The 20,232-nt window shown below is 45.5% G+C and carries 18 protein-coding genes; 11 read left to right on the top strand and 7 right to left on the bottom strand.

The genetic code is table 11. The features are described from left to right. Positions 1-4: 4 nt before the first annotated feature. Positions 5-1,771, bottom strand: coding sequence for a hypothetical protein (locus tag GXP65_RS17895; RefSeq protein WP_162093392.1), 1,767 nt, complete (start codon positions 1,769-1,771; stop codon positions 5-7). 350 nt (positions 1,772-2,121) lie between these two features. Here GXP65_RS17895 and GXP65_RS17890 point away from each other — a divergent pair, with 350 nt between their 5' ends. Beyond that, entirely contained in the window at positions 2,122-2,367 is a 246-nt protein-coding gene (locus GXP65_RS17890; RefSeq protein WP_005374689.1) for a DUF3297 family protein, read from the top strand. A 109-nt stretch (positions 2,368-2,476) separates the two neighbouring features. On the opposite strand, the gene GXP65_RS17885 is transcribed toward GXP65_RS17890, so the two are convergent. Beyond that, a complete protein-coding gene (locus GXP65_RS17885) occupies positions 2,477-3,040 on the bottom strand; it encodes a cysteine hydrolase family protein (RefSeq protein WP_051118300.1) in 564 nt (187 codons plus the stop codon). Positions 3,041-3,348: 308 nt separating this feature from the next. Between GXP65_RS17885 and GXP65_RS17880 the strand changes: the two genes are divergently transcribed. The 5 genes from GXP65_RS17880 (at position 3,349) to GXP65_RS17860 (ending at position 10,057) form a co-directional block, all read left to right on the top strand. Continuing rightward, entirely contained in the window at positions 3,349-4,068 is a 720-nt protein-coding gene (locus GXP65_RS17880) for an ABC transporter ATP-binding protein (RefSeq protein ID WP_162093391.1), read from the top strand. Continuing rightward, a complete protein-coding gene (locus GXP65_RS17875) occupies positions 4,055-6,556 on the top strand; it encodes an ABC transporter permease (RefSeq protein ID WP_162093390.1) in 2,502 nt (833 codons plus the stop codon). Before GXP65_RS17880 ends, GXP65_RS17875 begins: the two co-directional genes overlap by 14 nt. 8 nt (positions 6,557-6,564) lie before the next feature. Then, positions 6,565-7,704 (top strand): lipocalin-like domain-containing protein, encoded by a 1,140-nt coding sequence (locus GXP65_RS17870; protein WP_162093389.1) that lies wholly within the window; start codon positions 6,565-6,567, stop codon positions 7,702-7,704. Positions 7,705-7,781: 77 nt separating this feature from the next. Beyond that, the gene (locus GXP65_RS17865; RefSeq protein WP_162093388.1) at positions 7,782-8,633 is read left to right on the top strand and encodes a helix-turn-helix domain-containing protein; all 852 of its coding nucleotides are present in this window, start codon (positions 7,782-7,784) and stop codon (positions 8,631-8,633) included. 86 nt (positions 8,634-8,719) lie between these two features. Beyond that, positions 8,720-10,057, top strand: a complete 1,338-nt coding sequence (locus GXP65_RS17860; RefSeq protein ID WP_162093387.1) for an MATE family efflux transporter — start codon at positions 8,720-8,722, stop codon at positions 10,055-10,057. 62 nt (positions 10,058-10,119) lie between these two features. Here the strand turns inward: GXP65_RS17860 and GXP65_RS17855 are convergent, their stop codons facing one another. Beyond that, the gene (locus GXP65_RS17855; RefSeq protein WP_205455574.1) at positions 10,120-11,475 is read right to left on the bottom strand and encodes a sphingomyelin phosphodiesterase; all 1,356 of its coding nucleotides are present in this window, start codon (positions 11,473-11,475) and stop codon (positions 10,120-10,122) included. A gap of 301 nt (positions 11,476-11,776) precedes the next feature. Here GXP65_RS17855 and GXP65_RS17850 point away from each other — a divergent pair, with 301 nt between their 5' ends. Together GXP65_RS17850 and GXP65_RS17845 are read left to right on the top strand one after the other, a co-directional pair. Then, the gene (locus tag GXP65_RS17850) at positions 11,777-12,043 is read left to right on the top strand and encodes a DUF2999 family protein (RefSeq protein WP_004746427.1); all 267 of its coding nucleotides are present in this window, start codon (positions 11,777-11,779) and stop codon (positions 12,041-12,043) included. A gap of 342 nt (positions 12,044-12,385) precedes the next feature. Then, entirely contained in the window at positions 12,386-13,483 is a 1,098-nt protein-coding gene (locus GXP65_RS17845) for a YdcF family protein (protein WP_162093386.1), read from the top strand. 53 nt (positions 13,484-13,536) lie between these two features. Here GXP65_RS17845 and GXP65_RS17840 read toward each other — a convergent pair whose 3' ends face one another. The 3 genes from GXP65_RS17840 to GXP65_RS17830 all read right to left on the bottom strand — a co-directional run bounded on the left by GXP65_RS17840 (position 13,537) and on the right by GXP65_RS17830 (position 14,815). After that, positions 13,537-13,872, bottom strand: a complete 336-nt coding sequence (locus GXP65_RS17840) for a type II toxin-antitoxin system RelE/ParE family toxin (RefSeq protein ID WP_020195558.1) — start codon at positions 13,870-13,872, stop codon at positions 13,537-13,539. A gap of 13 nt (positions 13,873-13,885) precedes the next feature. Then, positions 13,886-14,128 carry a type II toxin-antitoxin system Phd/YefM family antitoxin gene (locus GXP65_RS17835; protein WP_162093385.1) on the bottom strand — a complete coding sequence of 81 codons (243 nt, stop codon included), beginning with the start codon at positions 14,126-14,128 and terminating at the stop codon, positions 13,886-13,888. Between the two features lie 264 nt (positions 14,129-14,392). After that, a complete protein-coding gene (locus GXP65_RS17830; RefSeq protein ID WP_005374640.1) occupies positions 14,393-14,815 on the bottom strand; it encodes an organic hydroperoxide resistance protein in 423 nt (140 codons plus the stop codon). A 137-nt stretch (positions 14,816-14,952) separates the two neighbouring features. Between GXP65_RS17830 and GXP65_RS17825 the strand changes: the two genes are divergently transcribed. The 3 genes from GXP65_RS17825 to ahpF all read left to right on the top strand — a co-directional run bounded on the left by GXP65_RS17825 (position 14,953) and on the right by ahpF (position 18,014). Beyond that, positions 14,953-15,411, top strand: coding sequence for a MarR family transcriptional regulator (locus GXP65_RS17825; RefSeq protein WP_045484297.1), 459 nt, complete (start codon positions 14,953-14,955; stop codon positions 15,409-15,411). 305 nt (positions 15,412-15,716) lie between these two features. Then, positions 15,717-16,274 (top strand): alkyl hydroperoxide reductase subunit C, encoded by a 558-nt coding sequence (ahpC, locus tag GXP65_RS17820; RefSeq protein WP_005374632.1) that lies wholly within the window; start codon positions 15,717-15,719, stop codon positions 16,272-16,274. A gap of 171 nt (positions 16,275-16,445) precedes the next feature. Next, positions 16,446-18,014 (top strand): alkyl hydroperoxide reductase subunit F, encoded by a 1,569-nt coding sequence (gene ahpF, locus GXP65_RS17815; RefSeq protein ID WP_005374617.1) that lies wholly within the window; start codon positions 16,446-16,448, stop codon positions 18,012-18,014. 177 nt (positions 18,015-18,191) lie between these two features. Here ahpF and GXP65_RS17810 read toward each other — a convergent pair whose 3' ends face one another. After that, complete coding sequence (locus tag GXP65_RS17810; RefSeq protein ID WP_162093384.1) at positions 18,192-19,595, bottom strand: HEPN domain-containing protein; 1,404 nt, start codon at positions 19,593-19,595, stop codon at positions 18,192-18,194. Positions 19,596-20,232: the final 637 nt, after the last annotated feature.

Here is a 20,232-nt window from a genome sequence, read left to right as displayed (position 1 = left end):
AAGCTCAAAACCCAGTGAACAATACGTGTGATTGAGAGACGCTCTCTGGCCGATGTAAATGATCCCCCCAACGCATCACAGCCTCGCCAGCAGAGGCCGAACTTACTTGGTATGAACCTTTCGATAGATAACGAACTTGGTCACTGTTCCATGTTTGGCCGTCGAGCAAAATATCGATCTCTCCCTCAAGGGTGTATTCACCTTCAATATGAATTCGAATCACTTGTAGCTCATCTGCCTGAGTAAAATGCAGCACTTTTCCTGCGACAAAGAGTTGTTGCCAGTGATGAATATAATTCGATTTCAATGCCTCACTATCTTGCGCGAGTAACCAGTCTTTTGGCTCCGAGCCACCATGTTCATCTTCTTTAGACTGATTAACGTTAAGCGCATTTACACCAAGCACATCTAAATAGTGCGTATTAGCCACAACAAACACGGGATTCGCATTTTCTATCGCGGATTGAATCACAGGGATACCTCTGGCTTGATAATCCTCATAGCCCCAGGTGCTCATAAAGAATCCCTGCTTTGAATAGCTGGAAATCATGGAGCAACGATCAATGTAGGCGACAGGTTGAGGAAAGATCTTATGAATTGCTTCGATAAAGTCGCGTTGATAATCCAGCGTGCTTTTCGTCGGAAAAACGAAGCCATTGACCGCAATAGAAACCGCGAATAGACCTGGGATCATAATGGAGAAAATGTGGCTGGCCTTATCATTCAGATAATGATGAACCCCATCCCATGCAACGGCGAACAACACACACACCGGCGCTAACATAAAGGCGTAGTAATACGGAAAGGCATTTCGATACAAAAAGAAGGTGCCGAGCAACAGCACCAAACTCAGTAACTTTAGAGACGTAGCACGGTCAATTTGAACTTGATTAAAGCAAGAGAACACCGCAAAGGCGATACCGAACAGTAAAGCTATCCAATATCCAAAGTCCGTCACCAATGAATGCTGGAAATAAAACCACCGTGGAAAGAACTCTCTTTGATTCATGGTCTTATCCGCTGCACTCAACATAGAGCCCGCATCTGCTCCACTACTCAAACCACTAATGGTGAGATAGTGCCAACTGTAGAGAATCGCAAATGACACCAATATCGAGCAGCCATAAATCAAAATTTGTTTAGCGTATCCCACGCGATCTTGTGTCCAATAAAAACAAACCAACACAGTCATTAAGAAAGTGGGAATATACAAAGAAGTCTTAAGTGTGATGAGTAAAGCGACGGCGGTAAGCACTCCACAGATAACCGAACGGCGCCAAGTAAGCTGGTCCCGAAAGACATAGAACAAAGAGATCATGACGAGGAAGGTCGCAATAGGATCCGTTCTAAAGCTCGCCCCCATTCGGACGTTGAATGAGAACGCAAAGTAAGCAAGTACAGCAAACAAAGCCCCCGTGACACTGCACTGAAGTCGGCAAAGCTTATAAATGCACAGCCCAGTTCCCAACTGAAACACGAGCATGACTGATCTAGCGGCAATGATTTGATCGACTTCATTGCTAGACACATGCTGTAGCCAAGTGAAGAAGTGGATATGAAAGGTTTGAAAACTGTTGATTGCTTCACCGTTAATCAATTGGTGAACAAAAGAAAGGTAATAAAATTCATCCCAGTTAACTTCGTAGCGGAATGCCACATAAAAACGTGCAACCACGGCAGCGAAAAACAACGTCCCTAATATCAGAGCGGAGCGAAGGAGAACCTTGCTCTTTGATTGGTTGCACTCGTCTACTTGCTCGGTTGTTTCCATAGGTACACATTCCTTGTTGACCTACTTATCATTCATCCTCTTGTTACAAGACTCTTTCCGTTTGAAGGCGCATAAGTACTTGAACAATTTTGACCAAACCCGTTGTCAGTATAGTTGCTCCTAAACATCCACGAAGGATTCTCTTGGTTACAACAAGATTAAGCGACAACCTCATCAGAAATCACGTGTTTACTCTCTCTCAGCTTGAACGAGGTAAAAGCCCACCCAAACGAGCATTTTGAATGGTTGTGATTGTTATGTGCTTCAAACTCGCACCAACAATTCTTGAACACTCGCCTTGCACTGACTACAATGGCGCACTTTTTCTAATGACTTCAAGGTCACACAAAATGACAGATACAGCTAAACCAGCTCTACCAGATCGCCTAGCGGGTAACCCACGTAGCCCATTCTTCATCAAAGAATGCTTCGAGCACCAAATCGGTATTCGTATCAACGGCCAAGAGCGTACTGACGTAGAAGAATACTGCATCAGCGAAGGTTGGGTAAAAATTGCTTCTCCTAAAGCAAAAGACCGTTTCGGTAACCCAATGCTTATCAAGCTAAAAGGCGAAGTTGAAGCGTACTACGTGTAAGCCGACCTCAATTCAAGAAAAAGCCCAACGCTTTAAATGCGTTGGGCTTTTTTTTGTTCTTTTACTGAGATGTGTGTTGCGCCCCAATGTAAGCCGCCACGAACACCCGTTAGTTCGCTAACTCGAGCAGTTTTACTGAGCTGTCTACGTTGCAGTAGCCAAAGCTTAGCGCTGCCATAAATGCTGCATGCACTTGCTTGGCTGGTACTTTCACGCCATCAAATTCTAAGTCTAGCGTCGCACAACCGTCGTGAGCGACGTGACATTCATACCCTAAATCCACGGCAGCACGTGAGACTGCATCAATACACATGTGGCTCATCGCTCCAACGATCACCAACCTCGTGACATTTTCATCATCAAGAATGGCTTGCAAATCCGTATCTCGAAAGCTGTTGATTTGATGCTTTAGCACCACAGCCTCACCTTCGATAGGTGCGACACTTGAGTGAATTTGCGCACCTTCAGAATTAGGTAGGAAGAACGGCGCTTCCTCTGTTGGAAACTCATGTCTTACGTGCACAACGGGTAACTCTTTTTGGCGAAATGCATCAAGCAGTTGTGCTGCGTTCTCTGCCGCCTCTTCTGTGCCTGACAGTGGCCATTTTGCACCTGAGTAGCTTGGGTAGTAGTCGTTTTGAAAATCAATCAATAGCAATGCAGTTTTAGACATTCTTCTCTCTCTTTGTTTTGTCTGTGGCTGATGGGTGTATTGTGCCGATGATTCGCCGTACACACCCATGGCAAAAATGACATAAAACAAGCCAAAAACGACAAAGTAAGATTTAAGCCGATCTTATGCTTATAGTCAGAAGGAAAACTTATGTCCTTATCAATCCACTTAGCCAGCTATGCAGTACAAGTTATTAAGAAATCGATGTAAATCGCTGTTTTTATCTGATTGTTGTCTAAAGTTTCTAGAGAACTAACTGCAATAGCCATTGCCAAAAGAAACGACACCTTTTAATACAGGGAGAGGAAATGGAAAGCCCACTTGTCACACTCAAACACGCCAGCAAAAGCTTTGTTGATGGCAAAGAGACACATCGCGTGTTGGAAGGCGTCGACTTTACGTTGAACACAGGAGCGAGTGTTGCGCTAACGGGCGCAAGTGGTAGCGGCAAAAGTACTTTACTCAATGTCATCGCTGGCTTTGAGCCACTTTCCGATGGTGAGTTGTGGTTAGATGGTGATAACACATCGGCTTGGAAAGACCCGCAATGGAGCCGATTTCGACACCAAAAACTCGGTGTTATCTTCCAGCAATTCAATCTATTAACGCCGCTCAACGTGCAGCAAAACATCGCCTTCCCTCTGCATTTGAATCAACAGAAATGGGATAACTGGTGCGATTACCTGGTCGAAACGCTGGGCATCAGCCAACTTCTCGACAGGCATGTTTCTGCTCTTTCAGGCGGTCAACAACAACGCGTCGCTATTGCCCGTGCACTTGCCCACAAACCTAAACTGCTACTTGCTGATGAACCCACAGGAAACCTCGACCAAAAAGCAGGGTTAGAAGTGATGAAACTACTCAGTGAAATCACCACCCAAGGCAATACCGCCGTGCTCTTGGTGACACATAGTCCTGAGTGTGCCGAGTTTATGCAAACCCCGTTACGCTTAAAAGATGGGCGTTTACAAAACGGACTGGCGCAAAATCAGCACGATGTAAATGAGCAACATCATGAAGCAAGCTAAGCTATCAAACACCAGATTCACTCATACCCGACTCGCCCTGAATCTGTTTGTAGCGCACTATCGGCAGGCGCCACTGCAAGCCGCCGCAATTCTGATCGGTATCGTGCTGGCAGTGACCTTGTTTGTTGCGGTGCAAGCCATCAACCTCAATGCCAAGCGCAGTTATGCTGAGTCTACCGAGCAGCTTAGCGCACAAGCTCAGAACTTAATTATTCCACCAGCAGGGCAAAACTATCTGCCCGAATCACTCTACTTCACCCTTAGACAGAACGGACTCAGTGCAGCACTACCGGTAATCGAAGGACGAGTGAGAGACGAACAAGGGCGTCGTTGGTCAGTGCAAGGTAGCGAGTTAATTGCTGCCATCTCTTCTCGTTCACGCTATTCATCAGATAGTGAGGATAACGTGTCTTTGTTCGACAGTGCTTTGCCTCTACCTGAGCTTTTAGCCGGCAAGCCAATCGTGATGATGAGCCAATCTCAACACCAAAACTTAGGAGAGGTAGAAACCCTAACTTTAGACGACATCTCAACCCAAGTGGTGGTACTACCCGATGATTGGCAATTGGGCAGCCGAATGTTGATGGACATTGGCTTTGCCCAGCAAATGCTCAATAAACAAGGACAGCTCAGTTACATTGCGGTTTTCCCTTCGGGCGATAAAGGGAATAAAGACACGCAAACAAAATGGCAGAACCTGATTGGCGAGCAAGGGCAATGGATTTCCAATAATCAAAGTGCAGACCTTGGCTCACTGACCGACAGCTTTCACCTCAATCTCACCGCAATGAGCTTACTCGCCTTTTTAGTCGGGCTGTTCATCGCTTACAACGGCGTAAAGTACAGCTTGCTGAAACGCAGTCGACTGTTAGTGCAGATTCAACAGGCGGGCGTTGCGCCGAGCATTGTGTTCTCTGCGCTGTTAGTTGAACTCACTATTCTCGTTACCATCGGCGCTTCCCTCGGTTTTGTATTAGGCATGCAACTTAGCCATTGGCTACATCCGACCGTAGCACTGACTTTAGAGCAACTTTATGGTGCGACACTGCTGCCCGGCACTTGGCAGTGGCAATGGTGGGCGCAAGCGCTGTTGCTCACGTTAGCCGCCACCTTATTAGCATGTTGGCAGCACTTTAAACAACGAGTGCGCCAGCCGCTCTCCTCTCATGGAGGATTTTATCAAGCGCCGGAAGCCTCTAACGAAAACCAATTGTTCGTCATAGGTATTGCGTTGACGACTCTCGCGCTTGCAGGTTTGTGGCTGAGTGATCATCATCGCTTTACCATGGCGTGGCTCGGTGTGCTTGTGGTGTCGATTCCTCTATATCTACCCAAAACACTCAGCGTCTTAGCCAATTGGTGTGAAAAACGCACCACTTCCGGTTTAATGCAATATCTGTTTGCTGAGCTGCGCGAGCTGATTTCTCCGCTTTCTCTCGCCATGATGGCGTTGCTACTCGCCGTTACTGCCAATATTGGGATGAACACCTTAGTGGGCAGCTTTGAATCCACCCTAAAACAGTGGTTAGAACAAAGGCTACACGCCGATATTTACGTCAGCCCCGCGCAAGGAGAAATCGCAGATGTGGAGCGCGCGTTAGGGCAGTTCGACAAGGTTGAGACCGTCTACAAGCAATACTACGTCGACGATAATCTGCAAGGCTTACCAATTTTGCTTGGTACCAAAGACAAAGACACCTTAGAGCAAACCATGGTGTTCAAATCGCATTTGGAGAACTTCTGGTCCCGCTTTTACCAAGGTGAGCTGGTTGCCATCAGTGAACCAACCGCGGTCAAACTGGGTTTATCACTGGGTAGCGAGCTCACGCTTGATGCCGCTCCAAATAAGAACCTGCTTGTGGGTGCGGTATTCCATGATTACGGCTCACCCAACGGTGAAGTGTTATTGGCACCTAAATTATGGCAAGAGAGCGGATTTACCGACTTGCCGACAAGCCTTGGCATTAAAGTATCTGGTGACCCACAAATCGTCTACGACCAACTACGCGAGCAATTGAATCTGCATCCAAGTCAGCTCTACGATCAGGCGCAAATCAAATCCATCGCGTTGGATATATTCTCACAGACCTTCGCCATTACGCGCGCGCTCAACGGCGTAACTTTGATGGTCGCGGTGATTGGTTTGTTCAGTGCTTGTTTTATGTTACTCGACGCGCGCAAAGCCGCCATTGCAAGGCTGTACGCTCTTGGCGTCAGCCGTCGTAAATTAATGACCATGGTGGTCGGACAGATCGTCGCTCTGGTCAGTTTTACTCTGGTTATCGCCCTGCCCCTCGGTGCCATGGTGGGATATGTGCTGACAGATATCGTCACCTTGCGCGCTTTTGGTTGGAGCCTAAATTATCTGTGGAATTGGAGTGATGCCCTCAGTATTGCGGCGATCACCATCTTGGTGGCGGTGATTGCAACCTTGATTCCGCTATGGCGATTGGTCAGTAAGCCTGTCGTGTCCAGTTTGCAAAGCTAGGTGTTGTGATGGTTCGATTAGCAAGCAAACTGACTCTGCTCATAAGCAGCTTGATCCTATTTGGATGTGAAGATGCCCCACAAAAAAATATGAGCACACAAAATATGGGCACTTTGCTGGGCAGTGGAGATATGCAAAGCGAGAGCAACCCATTCACACCCGTGGAAAAAGGTGTCGAACTGACCTTCCCAGCAGACCATCAAGCACACCCGAACTTTCGTCATGAATGGTGGTACTTAACCGCCAACTTAATCGATGAAGACGGCAACCCACTTGGCGTTCAATGGACACAATTTCGCTTTGCTGCTGCGCCGCCGTCACCACCACCGCCAAGGGGCGAAGATGACGCGAAGAAAACCGAATGGCAAGCTCAGCAAATCTACATGGCGCACAGCGCGGTCACTACAACGGACAAACACTACGCAGATGAAAAATGGTCACGCGACCAAGCCTCTCTAGCCGGCGTCGATGACTCTCCATTTCGGGTTTATCTGGATGATTGGCAGTGGACTTCTTCAACCAACGATCTCTTCCCCGCCACGCTAAATGCCAATTCAGAACAGTTTGGCTACTCGCTCACTCTTACCAGCCACGCGCCTTATCAAAAGCAAGGCGAACAAGGGTACAGCACCAAAAGTGCCGATGGTCAGGTGGCTTCGTATTACTACAGCCAACCGTTTATTGATGTCTCCGGTGAAGTTACGATCGACGGCAAAACCCATCAAGTATCCGGCAAAGGTTGGATAGACCGAGAGTGGAGCTCGCAGTTCTTGCTCGATTCACAACAGGGCTGGGACTGGTTTGCTCTAAGGTTGAGTGACGAAACCAGCTTGGTAGTGTTCCAATTGCGGGATTCCAAAACCGGAGCAGCCAGTTACGCCAGCGCAAAGCGGATGCAGCAAGATGGCTCTGGCATCGCCATTTCTCAAAAAGACATTCGCTTAAAAGCAACCAAACAAACAGAAATCCAAGGGCGAAAGTTTCCAACCCAGTGGCAAGTGTCGATTCCAAATCAGCAAATTGAGCTTACCGTTTCTGCTCTCAACCCGAACGCGAAAATGCCGCTTTCTGTGCCTTATTGGGAAGGCCCAATACGTATTGAGGGCTCTCATTCTGGGACTGGCTACATGGAACTCACTGGCTATTAGTCAAAATAAAAGCCGTGCACGATATAAGTCATTCGATTAATAATAAAGCCATTATCTCCACGAACGGTTGAAACTTCATGAGCAACATCACTCTGCCTATTCCAAAATTACAGCTCATTTTAGGAGAGCCGTTCAGAGCGCTCGAGTTTTCAGGCATCCAAGAAGCACCGTTTATCGAGCCGCATCGTCACGAGTACTGGGAAATCGTGTGGTGTTTGGATAATAGCGGAACGCAGAGTATCGATTTCATCGAATACCAAAACCGCCTCGGCCGTTTATTTACCATTTCACCAGGGCAGGTTCACCATTCTGAGTTTATGGGCAAAAGCGTTCGCATGTTGATCTTCAGCCCCGGCTTCGCTGAAACTAATCCACGCAGCACGCAACTGGTGAATACCGTATTTTCTACGATTGATCGTCCACCGTACCTTGATTGCAACGAAGAGGGTTTTCCCTACCTAGAATCGATTTACACATTGCTCCAAGAAGAATGCGAACGAGAGGCGTGCGACTGGGATCTTGTAGAATCACTCCTCAACAGCTTTCTACGCTATGCATTGCGCTTTTCTAAACAGCCATTCCAAAAAGGGGAGCAGAAAGATGCTCGCATTGTTCAATTGATCGAATTGATTGAACTGCATTATCGCGAACAAAAGAAATGCCAGTTCTACTCCGATGCCTTAGCGCTCACAAGCAAACGTCTAAACGAATTAGTGAAAGCCGACAGAGACAAGACGGTCACGCAACTGATTCATGACCGAATCATATTAGAAGCGAATCGAGAGCTGGTGTTTTCGACCAAAACCGTCAAGACCATAGCCTTTGAATTGGGCTTTGATGACCCTGCTTATTTCAGCCGTTTCTATCGAAAGCAAAAGGGCGAAACGCCTGCAGAATTTCGCCATCGATGTTCAGATAGTACAATATAAAGGGCGGATAATCCCTTTTATCCACGTTTAAATGTACCAATAATACCCGAAAATAAATTCATCACATTCGGGTATTTTTCTATTCCATGGCTATCAACCTAAACACTGATCCTATTTCAAAATCCTTTTATCAGTATCTATGGCCAGCGCTGACTGGCATGTTAATAAAATCCTTGTTCATAATGGGCGATACACTCATCGTCGGGATGGGCATCGGCTCCGAGGGAGTCGGGGCAATGGCATTAATTGTTGCGCCATTCTCCATTTTTACCGCCATTGCAATGATGGTTGGAATTGGTGGCGCCGCTAAAATGTCGATAGAAATTGGCAAAGGAAAATCCAGAGCCAGCCAAATCTGGTTTAGTCAATCAATCTTGCTCACAGCACTGCTTTCGAGCATAACGGTTGGAGTTGGCATAGTCTGGCTAGATGAAATCATTGCATCAATTGGAGCCACAGGCTCTATAGCGAAACATGCTCAAGATTATATGTCTGCAATGCTACCTTTTTTCGTCGTCTACTCACTCGCTTGGGTTTTATCCTGCTTTGTACGCAACGATACAAACCCTAAACTGGCCACTTATGCCATGTCTTTTGGTGCGATAGCTAACCTTGCATGCGATTATTTTTTCATCATAAAAATGGACATGGGAATGGCAGGGGCAGCCTATGGAACGGCAGTCGCACAAACACTAATTGCATTAATTTTAATCACTCATCTCGCCAGAGAGAAAGGCACGTTGAGGCTTAATTTAAAAGGCATCGGATTAAGTAAAGCGAAAGAAATTTTAAGTATAGGCACACCGACTTTCTTTCTTGAACTCACATCAGCAATGACCATTATTTTGTTCAATTATGTCCTACTAAACCAGTTCGGTGAGGGCTACATTATCGCCTACGGTTTGACCACAAACGTTGGTATATTTGCCCTATTTGTCATGGTAGGCATCGCACAAGCATGTCAGCCAATCCTCAGCTTTAATCACGGAGCAGGACGACCTGAACGCATTGACGAGATTCTAAAACTGGGGGTGAAAGCAGCCATGGGCAGCGGTACGGTCTTTCTGTTAGGTATCTGGCTGTCGGCGCCACTGATTGCCTCGATATACTTAGGTAATGCGAATGACTTAATCCCAATCGCCGCAAGCGCACTGACGTTCTACTTCTTCGGGGTACCTTTGATGGGGTTGAACATGGTGATAGCCAACCTGTTCCAAGCCATTGCCAAGCCAAAACAAGCGACGCTTATTTCCTTATGTCGAGGGTTTGTGTTTGTTGCGCTAGGTGTATTGCTACTGCCTAAGTTTTTCCCGCAAGACGGCATTTGGGCAAGTATTGTCTTTGCAGAAACGCTCACCGCGGTGATCAGTTTGAGCATGTTGCTAAACTACAAACGTAAAGCCCTTTTACCCGCCTATTCTTGATATTAAATAAATCGGGCCTACAGACTTGCTGTAGGCCCGAATGCATTGAGCAGAGCGCTTATTTAGTTACGTTCATCGAAAACAAAGTTGCCCACGACACTAAAGTGATCCGAGAGGTGCCACTCTCCCCACGAGTCTTCAGTGACTCGCTGTTTCAACTTAACGGTGTTGGTGTTTTCAAAAGCCCTGCGATGCTCCGAGCTTACAAATACATAATCAAGGTACTCAGACTTTTCGCCACCAGAATAATTAGCCGATGCGTAAGCGTTGATTTTCGGCTCAAAGGTTGCTGGCGTGTAGCCCAAGTAAGCCGGAGGATCGACCTCAAGCGTTGCCAGCATCAGCAGGTACTCCATAAAGTCACTGTTTTTATCGATGTTGAAATCGCCGGCATAAATAACCGCCTCGTCAGCAGGAATCTGCTTGGTCAGCATAAAAGTTCGCAATAAGCCGAGTTGCAAGCGACGTAGCCGCTTTGCCTCTCGGGTATCAAAGGACGCAAGGTGGGTGTTGAAGATATGGTATATCTCGCCGTTCTTATCGATTTTGGTGTATACAATCCCCTTATCCGCATAACAGTCTGTCCCTGAGCAATGATCAAAAACCAGAGCATCCGATTCTAAAATTGGGTATCGGCTCAAGGTCACCACACCGCCATCGTACATTGCATTGCTCTCGCCCCCAACCACGTCAGTTCGGTAAGGATACTCATCACTCAAAGCGTCAAACATCGGCTCTCTGTAGCTCGAAAATGCCTCTTGCAGCGCTAGCACATCGTAACCAGACAGATTGTGCTCCATCATGGCTGCACGGGCAGCGATGTCTGAAGAAACAGAAGGGATCATCCACAGATTATAAGTCGCGACTTGTAAGACATGCTCTCGATACTCCATGTCTGCAATGTCATGCTCGGCTATCACAAACTCAACGTCATCGAAACCAGAGGTATAAACGGCCTTTGCTCCAAACTCCGCATGACGACCATCGCCACGATTCACTTCCGTTACGTACGGGTCATAGTCACCTTTCAGTACAAGCCTCTTATATCCGTAAGATAGCGTCGTGCCTGCACCATGCCCAACCAAACGAAGCTGTGCGATAGGAGTCTCTCTCTCTTCTACCCAGCCACCGTCTTGCCCATTTTGGCGATCTACATACATGTAGTAGTCATAGGTCGCACCATTTACGATGCCGTAGTAACGGTTAAAGTCCGCCACCTTTACGCGTTCATATGGCAGGATAATGACTTGCTCGGAGGGCGCACGATACTGGTAACCATTTTCGACAGGCTCCGTGGTATCTACGACGAAATTCACACGTATTGCTTCACTAGTGCGGTTTATGTAATAAACAGAAGTAGCCAGTGCTTGGAACGTCATTGCCCACAACAAAGTGGCAATAGTCAATGTTCTCATCATTAATATTCCTTATTAGTTGTTACACATAGACTTACGAGTTCAAACTAAACCCAATATGCAACTAAGTGCAAAACAAAAGAATTAGAAATGTGCGATGTAATTTAATTGTGAATCAATTGTTATATTTATGTGATTTTCTTTCAAGTTATGACCAGTTAATAACCCAATTAAAGCGATGCTCTCGTAAGTATCAGAAGCACGAAATATTGGGTGCCGCCAAATTCTCTCAATCACTACCATCCATAAACCCGACAGTGATAAACTCAGGTTCTATTTCATTCTGTGATTAAAAGGAAATGCGATGAACCCGATTATTGCGCTGCTAAAAGAGAACAACATCAGCGATGAACAAATCAACGAGATTTTTCAGACTCTGACGCAAAACCCTCTAGCGGCAATGGCAACAATCAGCCAACTAGGCTTGCCACAAGACAAGCTACAAATGCTGATGGCGCAAGTGATGCAAAACCCTGCGCTAATCAAAGAAGCGGTAGACGAATTGGGATTGGATTTCTCAAAGGTTGAAGAAGCAAAAGAGAAGCTTCAAAGCCAAAATCAAGGCAACTAAGCCTTTGCCATTTAGCGCTGAATATAGAAAAGGCCGTTAACCCGAGCATGTGGGTTAACGGCCTTTTTTGTTGGGATGGCCTCCCACTCACGCGCTTACTCATTAAAACATCCCACTAACGCTGTTTATCTTTTAATCCAAACACTTAGAACACAAATTAATACCTCATCATTTTCGTGATCCTACTTCGCGTTTTGGCCACGCGCGTTCATTCGCTCGGCTGAGTTGGGATTCATTTCACAGATTATTCATGAACCGGACCTAGACTGGCCCCATCCATCGACTTTGTTCGAACTATAAAAACACGAAACACTAGGTAATACAGCACCTCTAGGATACCCCATGAAGAAGAACTTACTTGCCATTGCTCTTGGTAGCGTGATTGCGCTGACTGCTGCCCCATACTCTATCGCGGCTAACGATGCTGCTGTCCAATCTTCAGCAGACTACTCACAGATCGTCACTAAACGTCAGGTTGTCGACCAGCTTCTCAACGACGCAGTACAAGCATTCAAATCCCCTACGCGTATCTCTCATGCGGGTTTTACCGCCAAAATGCCGAGCAACATGGAGATTGTTACCGACCGCTTACTAGAAGCCTACAAACTTGAGCCGTACCGTACTGACCTACTGATTTCTGCGGCCAACGCGCAGATCTACAACAAGAATGCAGACCGCGCGATTGAACTGTTTGAACAAGCCCTTTCTGTTGCACCAGACGATGTGGATTTACACGCTTACCTAGCGGTATGGCAACGCTTTGAGGGCAACCAAGCGGAATCAGCGAAACACATGGCGACACTCACTAAGCTCAATGCAGGTAAAGCGGCAGACATCCAGCGCATCTTCGACACCGTCGACCGCGTACTTACAACGCCACTAAAAGAGAAAGCCGACAAAGGCAAATTGGATGACAAAGGCGCAATCGTCACGTTGGGATACGCGCTGAACCCAGATGGTTCAATGCATCAAATCTTGGTTGAGCGTTTGGAAACCACGCTAGCAATGGCGAAAGCAAACCCAGACGCGTTGATCGTATTGACGGGAGGCGTACCGAAGAACCACAAAACCGAAGGCAAGTTAATGGCGGATTGGCTGATTGAAAAAGGCATCAGCAAAGATCGCATCATTGAAGAAAACTACGCCACCAGCACGGTAGGTAACGCCCTATTCAGCAGCTACGCATTGGCGCGTCATAACATCAAACACGCGACCATCATAAGCTCAGCGAGCCACGTGCGCCGTGGTCAAACCTTGTTTGAAATCGCAAGCTGGCAAACTGGACCACAAGACATCACTTTTGACACAGTGAGCTACCCAGACAAGCCACTGAAAGACTTAGCCAAAGCCAGCGATGGCGAACTGCTTGGTATCTACCGCGATGCACTGCGTACTTACGGCATTTGGAGCTACCGCTCTTACCCGCTAGAGTCGCGTTAATACACTAGAGCCAGAAAGCAAAAGAGACCGCGTTAATGCGGTCTCTCATAGAATCATTTGAACATGATGCAGTGGTCAATCAATGCGTTTTGTAGGTTTTGTTTGTCACTCAGAATCACTAGAGCATAGATAGTATTTTTGTCACCAATTCGGTAAAGCAGCTTGAATCCATCAAAGCTAAATTGCCGGATGTCGTAAACACCGATTGTTGTCAGTTCATAACAAGGGGGATAGATAGACGGGTTATTCAAAACGTTGTGTTCAAACCTCTGCTGAACCGCAATTAATCTATCAATCACATCGTTGCGAGCGCTCCAGTTCGATAAATAGTTAATACTCTGAATAGCCGTATTTTCAAAGGTTTGTGTATAGAGAACTTTTGCTTCCATGCTCGTATCAAACTCAATCTTTGAGTGCTGCTAACGTGCTCTTCATATCTTCTGATGACTTTACACGTTCATTCGCAACATCATTTTGAGCAAAGCTAACAAACTTCATTAAAGCAATGGCTTCATCACGCTCCTGACGTTCTTCATAAGACTCAACGACATAAATAGGCTTACCATTTTGCGTAATAGTCATTGGTTCATCCAGTTCAAGCTTCGCAGCATTCTTTTTTAGATAACTTACCGTTTCAGTGCTCATCACATGACTCCTATCGGCAACCTCGCTGGTGTAACAACAAGCGAATCCAGCCGAGCTATACTGCAGGTTTGACCGAAATATTTGAATCAATAGAAAGTGCTAATCACATTCTATTTTTCGTTTAGATTTTGACCTAATCTTGCCAACTATACCTGTGCATTTCGAACAAACCAAATTAAGTTTAAATTTAGACTCCTACTTCAAATATAGAAAAAGCCTGCGTACTTGCAGGCTTTCTTGTCTTTGTGCAGTGGTTGAAACCGCTTAAATTGCTTCGCCGTTTACCGTTACTGCCACATCAATGTTGCCACGAACCGCGTTTGAATATGGGCAAACTTGGTGTGCAATGCGCGTTAGCTCTAGCGCTTGTTCTTGTGGCATGTCTAGCTCTACCGCTAGGCTCACTGTTAGTGCAAAGCCACCGTTATCGTTCGGACCAATGCCCACTTCCGCTGTTACGGGTGCGCTTTTCAGGTTTACTTTACCTTCACGTGCTACGTGCAAAATCGCGTTAGAAAAACATGCCGAATAGCCCGCTGCAAAAAGCTGTTCAGGGTTAGTTGCTGCGCCTGTGCCGCCCATTTCCTTCGGGTATGACAGCTCTAGATCAAGAAGACCGTCATCTGTTTTTACTTGACCATTACGACCAGCCAAAGCAGTAGCTTGAGTTTTGTATAGAGTAGTCATGCGAGTGTCCTTTTTAATTTAAGTTGCGCACAATTTAATTGCTTGCAATCTTATATCGAAGTAAAGATCGTTTGCAACTATATTGCGCACAATTTATTTTATAACTCTCTTTCTCTATGAGCAGGTAGGCAACGCCAATGAGCCAGTGTTACACCGACAACACCATGACCGACGACGATAAACTCTTACTCGAAAACCAAGTTTGCTTCCCGCTCTACAGCGCAGCCAATGCGGTGATCCGAGCTTACCGCCCGCTGCTGGACGAGCTTGATCTGACTTATTCGCAATACTTAGTGATGATGGTGCTGTGGGAGAAAGACGGTGCCAGCGTAAAAGAATTGGGGTCACAACTGCATTTGGACTCAGGCACACTCACACCGCTGCTTAAACGCTTAGAAGCAAAAGGCTATGTAGAGCGTGGTCGCAGTGAAACCGATGAGCGCGTTCGCGTACTCAACCTAACCGAGCAAGGTCGTGCCCTTAAAGAGCAAGCTAAGTCGGTGCCAAACGCCATGATGTGCAAAATCACATTAGAGCTAGATGAAATGATCATGCTGAAGAAGTTGTGTGGCAAAGTGCTCGACAATCTGAGCTAACAAGATAGAAGCATCCGCTTCCCCACTTCCTATTAGAAAGAGCCTGCCGATATGCAGGCTCTTTCGATCTTGGCTAGAAGAACTACTCAAAGTAATCATCGGTATTCTCTATTGCTAATCTGCGTTCATCTTCAATAAAACCTATCAAAGCAAACTCACTTACATCGGATTTCCCTATCAAGTGAAATAGGAAATGGCTATCAATAGGATAGTTACAAGCGATTTTCCTTAAACACACTCCGATGAGAATATACTTTCCGAAAGCAACAACAGCTCAGCTTAAAACATTCAAAGGAAAGTAAATTATGATTAATACTCAAATCAAACCATTTGCAGCTACAGCGTACAAAAACGGCGAATTCGTTGAAGTAACAGAACAAGACGTTCTAGGTAAATGGGCAGTATTCTTCTTCTACCCAGCAGACTTTACGTTTGTATGTCCAACAGAACTGGGCGACCTAGCAGACCACTACGAAGAGCTACAAAAACGTGGCGTAGAAGTTTACTCAGTATCAACTGACACACACTTCACTCACAAAGCATGGCACGACAGCTCAGACACAATCGGTAAGATTCAGTACTACATGCTTGGCGACCAAACAGGCAACATCACAAACAACTTCGGTGTGATGCGTGAAGGTCAAGGTCTTGCAGACCGTGCAACGTTCCTAATCGACCCAGAAGGTACTATCCAAGCAATGGAAATCACTGCTGAAGGTATCGGTCGTGACGCAGAAGACCTACTACGCAAAGTGAAAGCAGCTCAATACGTAGCAGCGCACCCAGGCGAAGTTTGCCCAGCTAAATGGAAAGAAGGTGAAGAGACACTAGCTCCATCACTAGACCTAGTTGGCAAAATCTAAGCCACTGAAATTTAAGTTCTAATCAGTTCCGATTTCCTTTTTCTGATTAGAACTGAATTAGAGAGCACTTCAGGTTAGATACCTTGACGACCTTCTGCCTGATTTGCTCTCTCCCCCTCAGGTTTTATCTAAAGTAACCACTTTTTAGTTTTAATTAAGGTAGTAACAACTATGTTAGACCAAGCGATCCAACAACAACTCAAACAATATCTGGCTAATGTAAAAGAAGAAGTTCGTTTAGTGGTTAGTCTAGATGAAAGCAAAGCATCGAATGACATTTTGTCTCTAGCGAACCAAATCGCAGAGATGAGCGACCTAATCACCGTTGAACGTGACGACAACGCAAGCGCACGTAAACCAGTGATGGCGGTAACTAACCCAGCTAAAGGCACGGCACTACGCTTTGCAGGCTTGCCAATGGGCCACGAATTTACCTCTCTAGTATTGGCACTGCTTCACTCTGGCGGTCATCCAATCAAACTAGAACCAGAAGTGATTGAGCAAATCGCAGCGCTAGACAAAGATCTAGACGTAGAAATCTTCATTTCACTGTCGTGCCAAAACTGTCCGGACGTGGTTCAAGCGTTCAACATGATGGCGGCGATCAACCCGAAAGTAAAAGCAACCATGATCGACGGTGGTTTGTTCCAAGATGAAGTAAAACAACGCGACATCATGGCCGTACCAAGTGTATTCGTGAACGGTGAGCTATTCGGTCAAGGCCGTATGTCTCTGACTGAAATCCTAAACAAAGTGGATGACGGCGCGAGCGAGAAAGCCGCAAAAGCACTGAGCGAAAAAGACCCATACGACGTACTTGTTGTCGGCGGTGGTCCTGGTGGTAGCGCTGCTGCTCTATACGCCGCTCGTAAAGGTATTCGTACTGGCGTTGTTGCTAAACGCTTTGGTGGTCAGGTTATGGACACCATGGCAATCGAGAACTTCATTTCGGTAAAACGTACTGAAGGTCCAAAACTAGCAACTGACCTAGCAGAACACCTAAAAGAATACGATGTAGACGTCGTGACTGAGCAACAAGCTGAGAAGCTAATGGGCGCAGCACACACAGAAGATGGTTTGATTCACATCCAACTTGAAAGCGGCGCAACGCTGAAGAGTAAGAGTGTCATCCTTAGCCCGGGTGCACGCTGGCGTGAAATGAACGTTCCGGGTGAGCAAGAGTACCGCAACAAAGGCGTCGCGTACTGCCCACACTGTGACGGCCCACTGTTCAAAGGCAAGAAAACTGCGGTTATCGGTGGTGGTAACTCAGGCATCGAAGCCGCTATCGACCTTGCTGGTATCGTAGAACACGTAACGGTTCTTGAATTCGCAGACGTACTTCGTGCAGACCAAGTGCTTATCGACAAAGCGAACTCACTACCAAACGTAGACATCATCACGATGGCGCAAACTACTGAAGTTGTGGGCGACGGTACTCGCGTAACAAGCTTGAAGTACAAAGACCGCAACACAGACGAAATCAAAGAGATCGAACTGTCAGGTATCTTTGTTCAAATCGGTCTAGTACCAAACACAGAATGGCTAAAAGATTCAGAAGTAGCGCTATCTGAGCGCGGCGAAATTGAAGTCGGTAGCCGTGGCGATACTAGCCTAGAAGGTGTGTTCGCAGCTGGTGACGCAACAACCGTTCCTTACAAACAGATCATCATTGCGATGGGTGAAGGTGCAAAAGCAAGCTTAGGCGCATTTGACTACCTAATCCGTAAGCAAGGTTAATCTCCAATTTCTTGAACACAAAGCGCACGGTGCTGTGTTTTCTTCCCCGGAAAACCAATCGGGGCACCGTGACAGCGATGAGTAACAAGAAATAAAATCAAAAAACCTAGAAGCCCAAAGACTTTGCCAGCAGATATTAACTGCTGGCTTTTTTGGTTTTTGGGGAATAAGTTACATTCAGGTAGATGGAGATAGGTCAGGTTTATCGCTTTTAATACTGTTTGGCAAATCATCCAAAAATCCGGGCAATGTATTATTAAATCCTCTTTTTTCAAAACCAAAACGGTGAAACCAATATATAGCTCTCAGTAAAGTATCTGAGCAAAAATCAATCGCGCAGAAATCTAATCTTTCATCTATTGATCCCCCATGCACGATTCTGGATCGTGCTTTGTATAGGAGCTTAGCCTTACTTTCAACTACATCACTAAGACCATTATGGTTAATGTTTAAGTGAGAAATTCTTCTTATAAATACTTTTGTAACGCTCTCCTCTCGAAAATTAACCAATGCTTCTAGTGAACTAACCAATTTCAGTAGTTGCTGGTACGAGTTGGGCTCTGTTGATGCATCTCCATACCACAGTAACGAGCGCTCTAGCCGCTCAACGACTCTTTGATTAGAAAAGTTGGGAATCAAGAGCAACTCTGGTATTTCAAATGCGATGTGTATGGTACTTTCATCAGAAAGATAGCCTTTGTAAAATTCTTTCCAAAACACTTCTGAGTCAAATTGAAAAGACGCAAATCTAATTGATGAGTCATTGCCCATACTTTTATCGTCTATTCCATATCTATAAAAGTCGAATAAGTGACTATTTCTCTCATTTGAAGCAAGTAAAGGAATTGCCCTTCTTGATAAGCGAGTACCTAGAAGCTTTAAAATGTTATAAGTAGCATCCCTAGCCTTTTCAGCTAGCTGCTGTGCCAACTTCTTACTGCATCGCGTTTGCACATGAACTTCAAGGTAATAATTATAGTCAAATACTCTAGTTGCTTTAAATTGCATTAACTGTTTTTCTGTTAAATCAAAGCGATCTACCGGAAAAAGTCTAATACTTGGGCTTATTTCCAGTTCTTCGTTTAGATTGAACATTGTTACCGGAAATTGAAAAACTGAAGCAGAAAAGCTTTTTTTAAAATTAGATAGTCTAGTGATCGTAATTGTTTTTAAAGTTTCAGACTGAACATTAACTTCTTCGCCATTTTGCATAACACTCCGAGCAAATCCATAAAGATCAGAGTTGACGTACTCGTATACTATTGCTTCTATGACTTTGTTCAACTCGTATGGCAAGCAATTAATATTATTAACCTTTTGTACAAGAACAGCTAATTCTCTGACGATAGATAGAGATCTCGCTGTGTGATGCAGCTGATAAAAGCAAGGCTCCTGATTTTGCCATTTTGTTCTCATCTCACGACTTAAATCGCTAGGCGCATCTATACTGGAACTTATTAAACTGTCTTTTTTTACCTTATTAAAATATTCTTTGGGATCATCTACCCATATTTTTTGTGTATGCGCCAGTTCAGTTAATAGTTCTGTAAATAATTTCAGCCCCTTATCAGATAATTGCATTCAGTCCTATCCTTTATTTACATATCATGCACTCTTGTGTGCACCGCACTGTTAGAAATCAACCAATACGTTATACGAATTAATTAAATCAGGTCAATTTATTGTTATAAAATATTGGTCATTCGCATAAAAAACAACGCGATACTGCGGTTTGAGGTAATACGGAGGGAACAAGATGCTTAATCCAGAGAGCTCAAAGGGGGGGACTGGTTCTGCACTGACGGATAATTCAATTCACACTGTCAGCACAACAACGCACTGAAAACAGATTCTGAATAATCGCTTGGGCTCCTTCAGAATGACGCTGTTCGTTTAGCTATCTCTTTCCGTCATTCCCGCGAACCTAGGTGAGACTGGGAATCTACTTACCACAAACTCTGTCGAAAATGATTAGTAAGAGCGCGAACAAACAAAAGGTAGAAGAAGGTTGCAAGCACATAACCCAGTATTCAACCTCAAACTACCAACCCCACCTAACCTCCCCTTGTATCAAACTCCGAAGATCTCAACACAACGATTTCAAAGGGGAGGGACTGGTCCTGCAATCGCGGACAATTCAATTCACAATGCAACATCACAACGCGCTGAAAGTAGATTCTGAATACTCGCTTAGGCTCCTTCAGAATGACGGTGGGAA

Origin of the sequence: Vibrio sp. LB10LO1 (genome assembly GCF_010092875.1) — a bacterium.
Classification (GTDB): domain Bacteria; phylum Pseudomonadota; class Gammaproteobacteria; order Enterobacterales; family Vibrionaceae; genus Vibrio; species Vibrio campbellii.
This window is presented reverse-complemented; position numbering and strand designations above follow the sequence as displayed.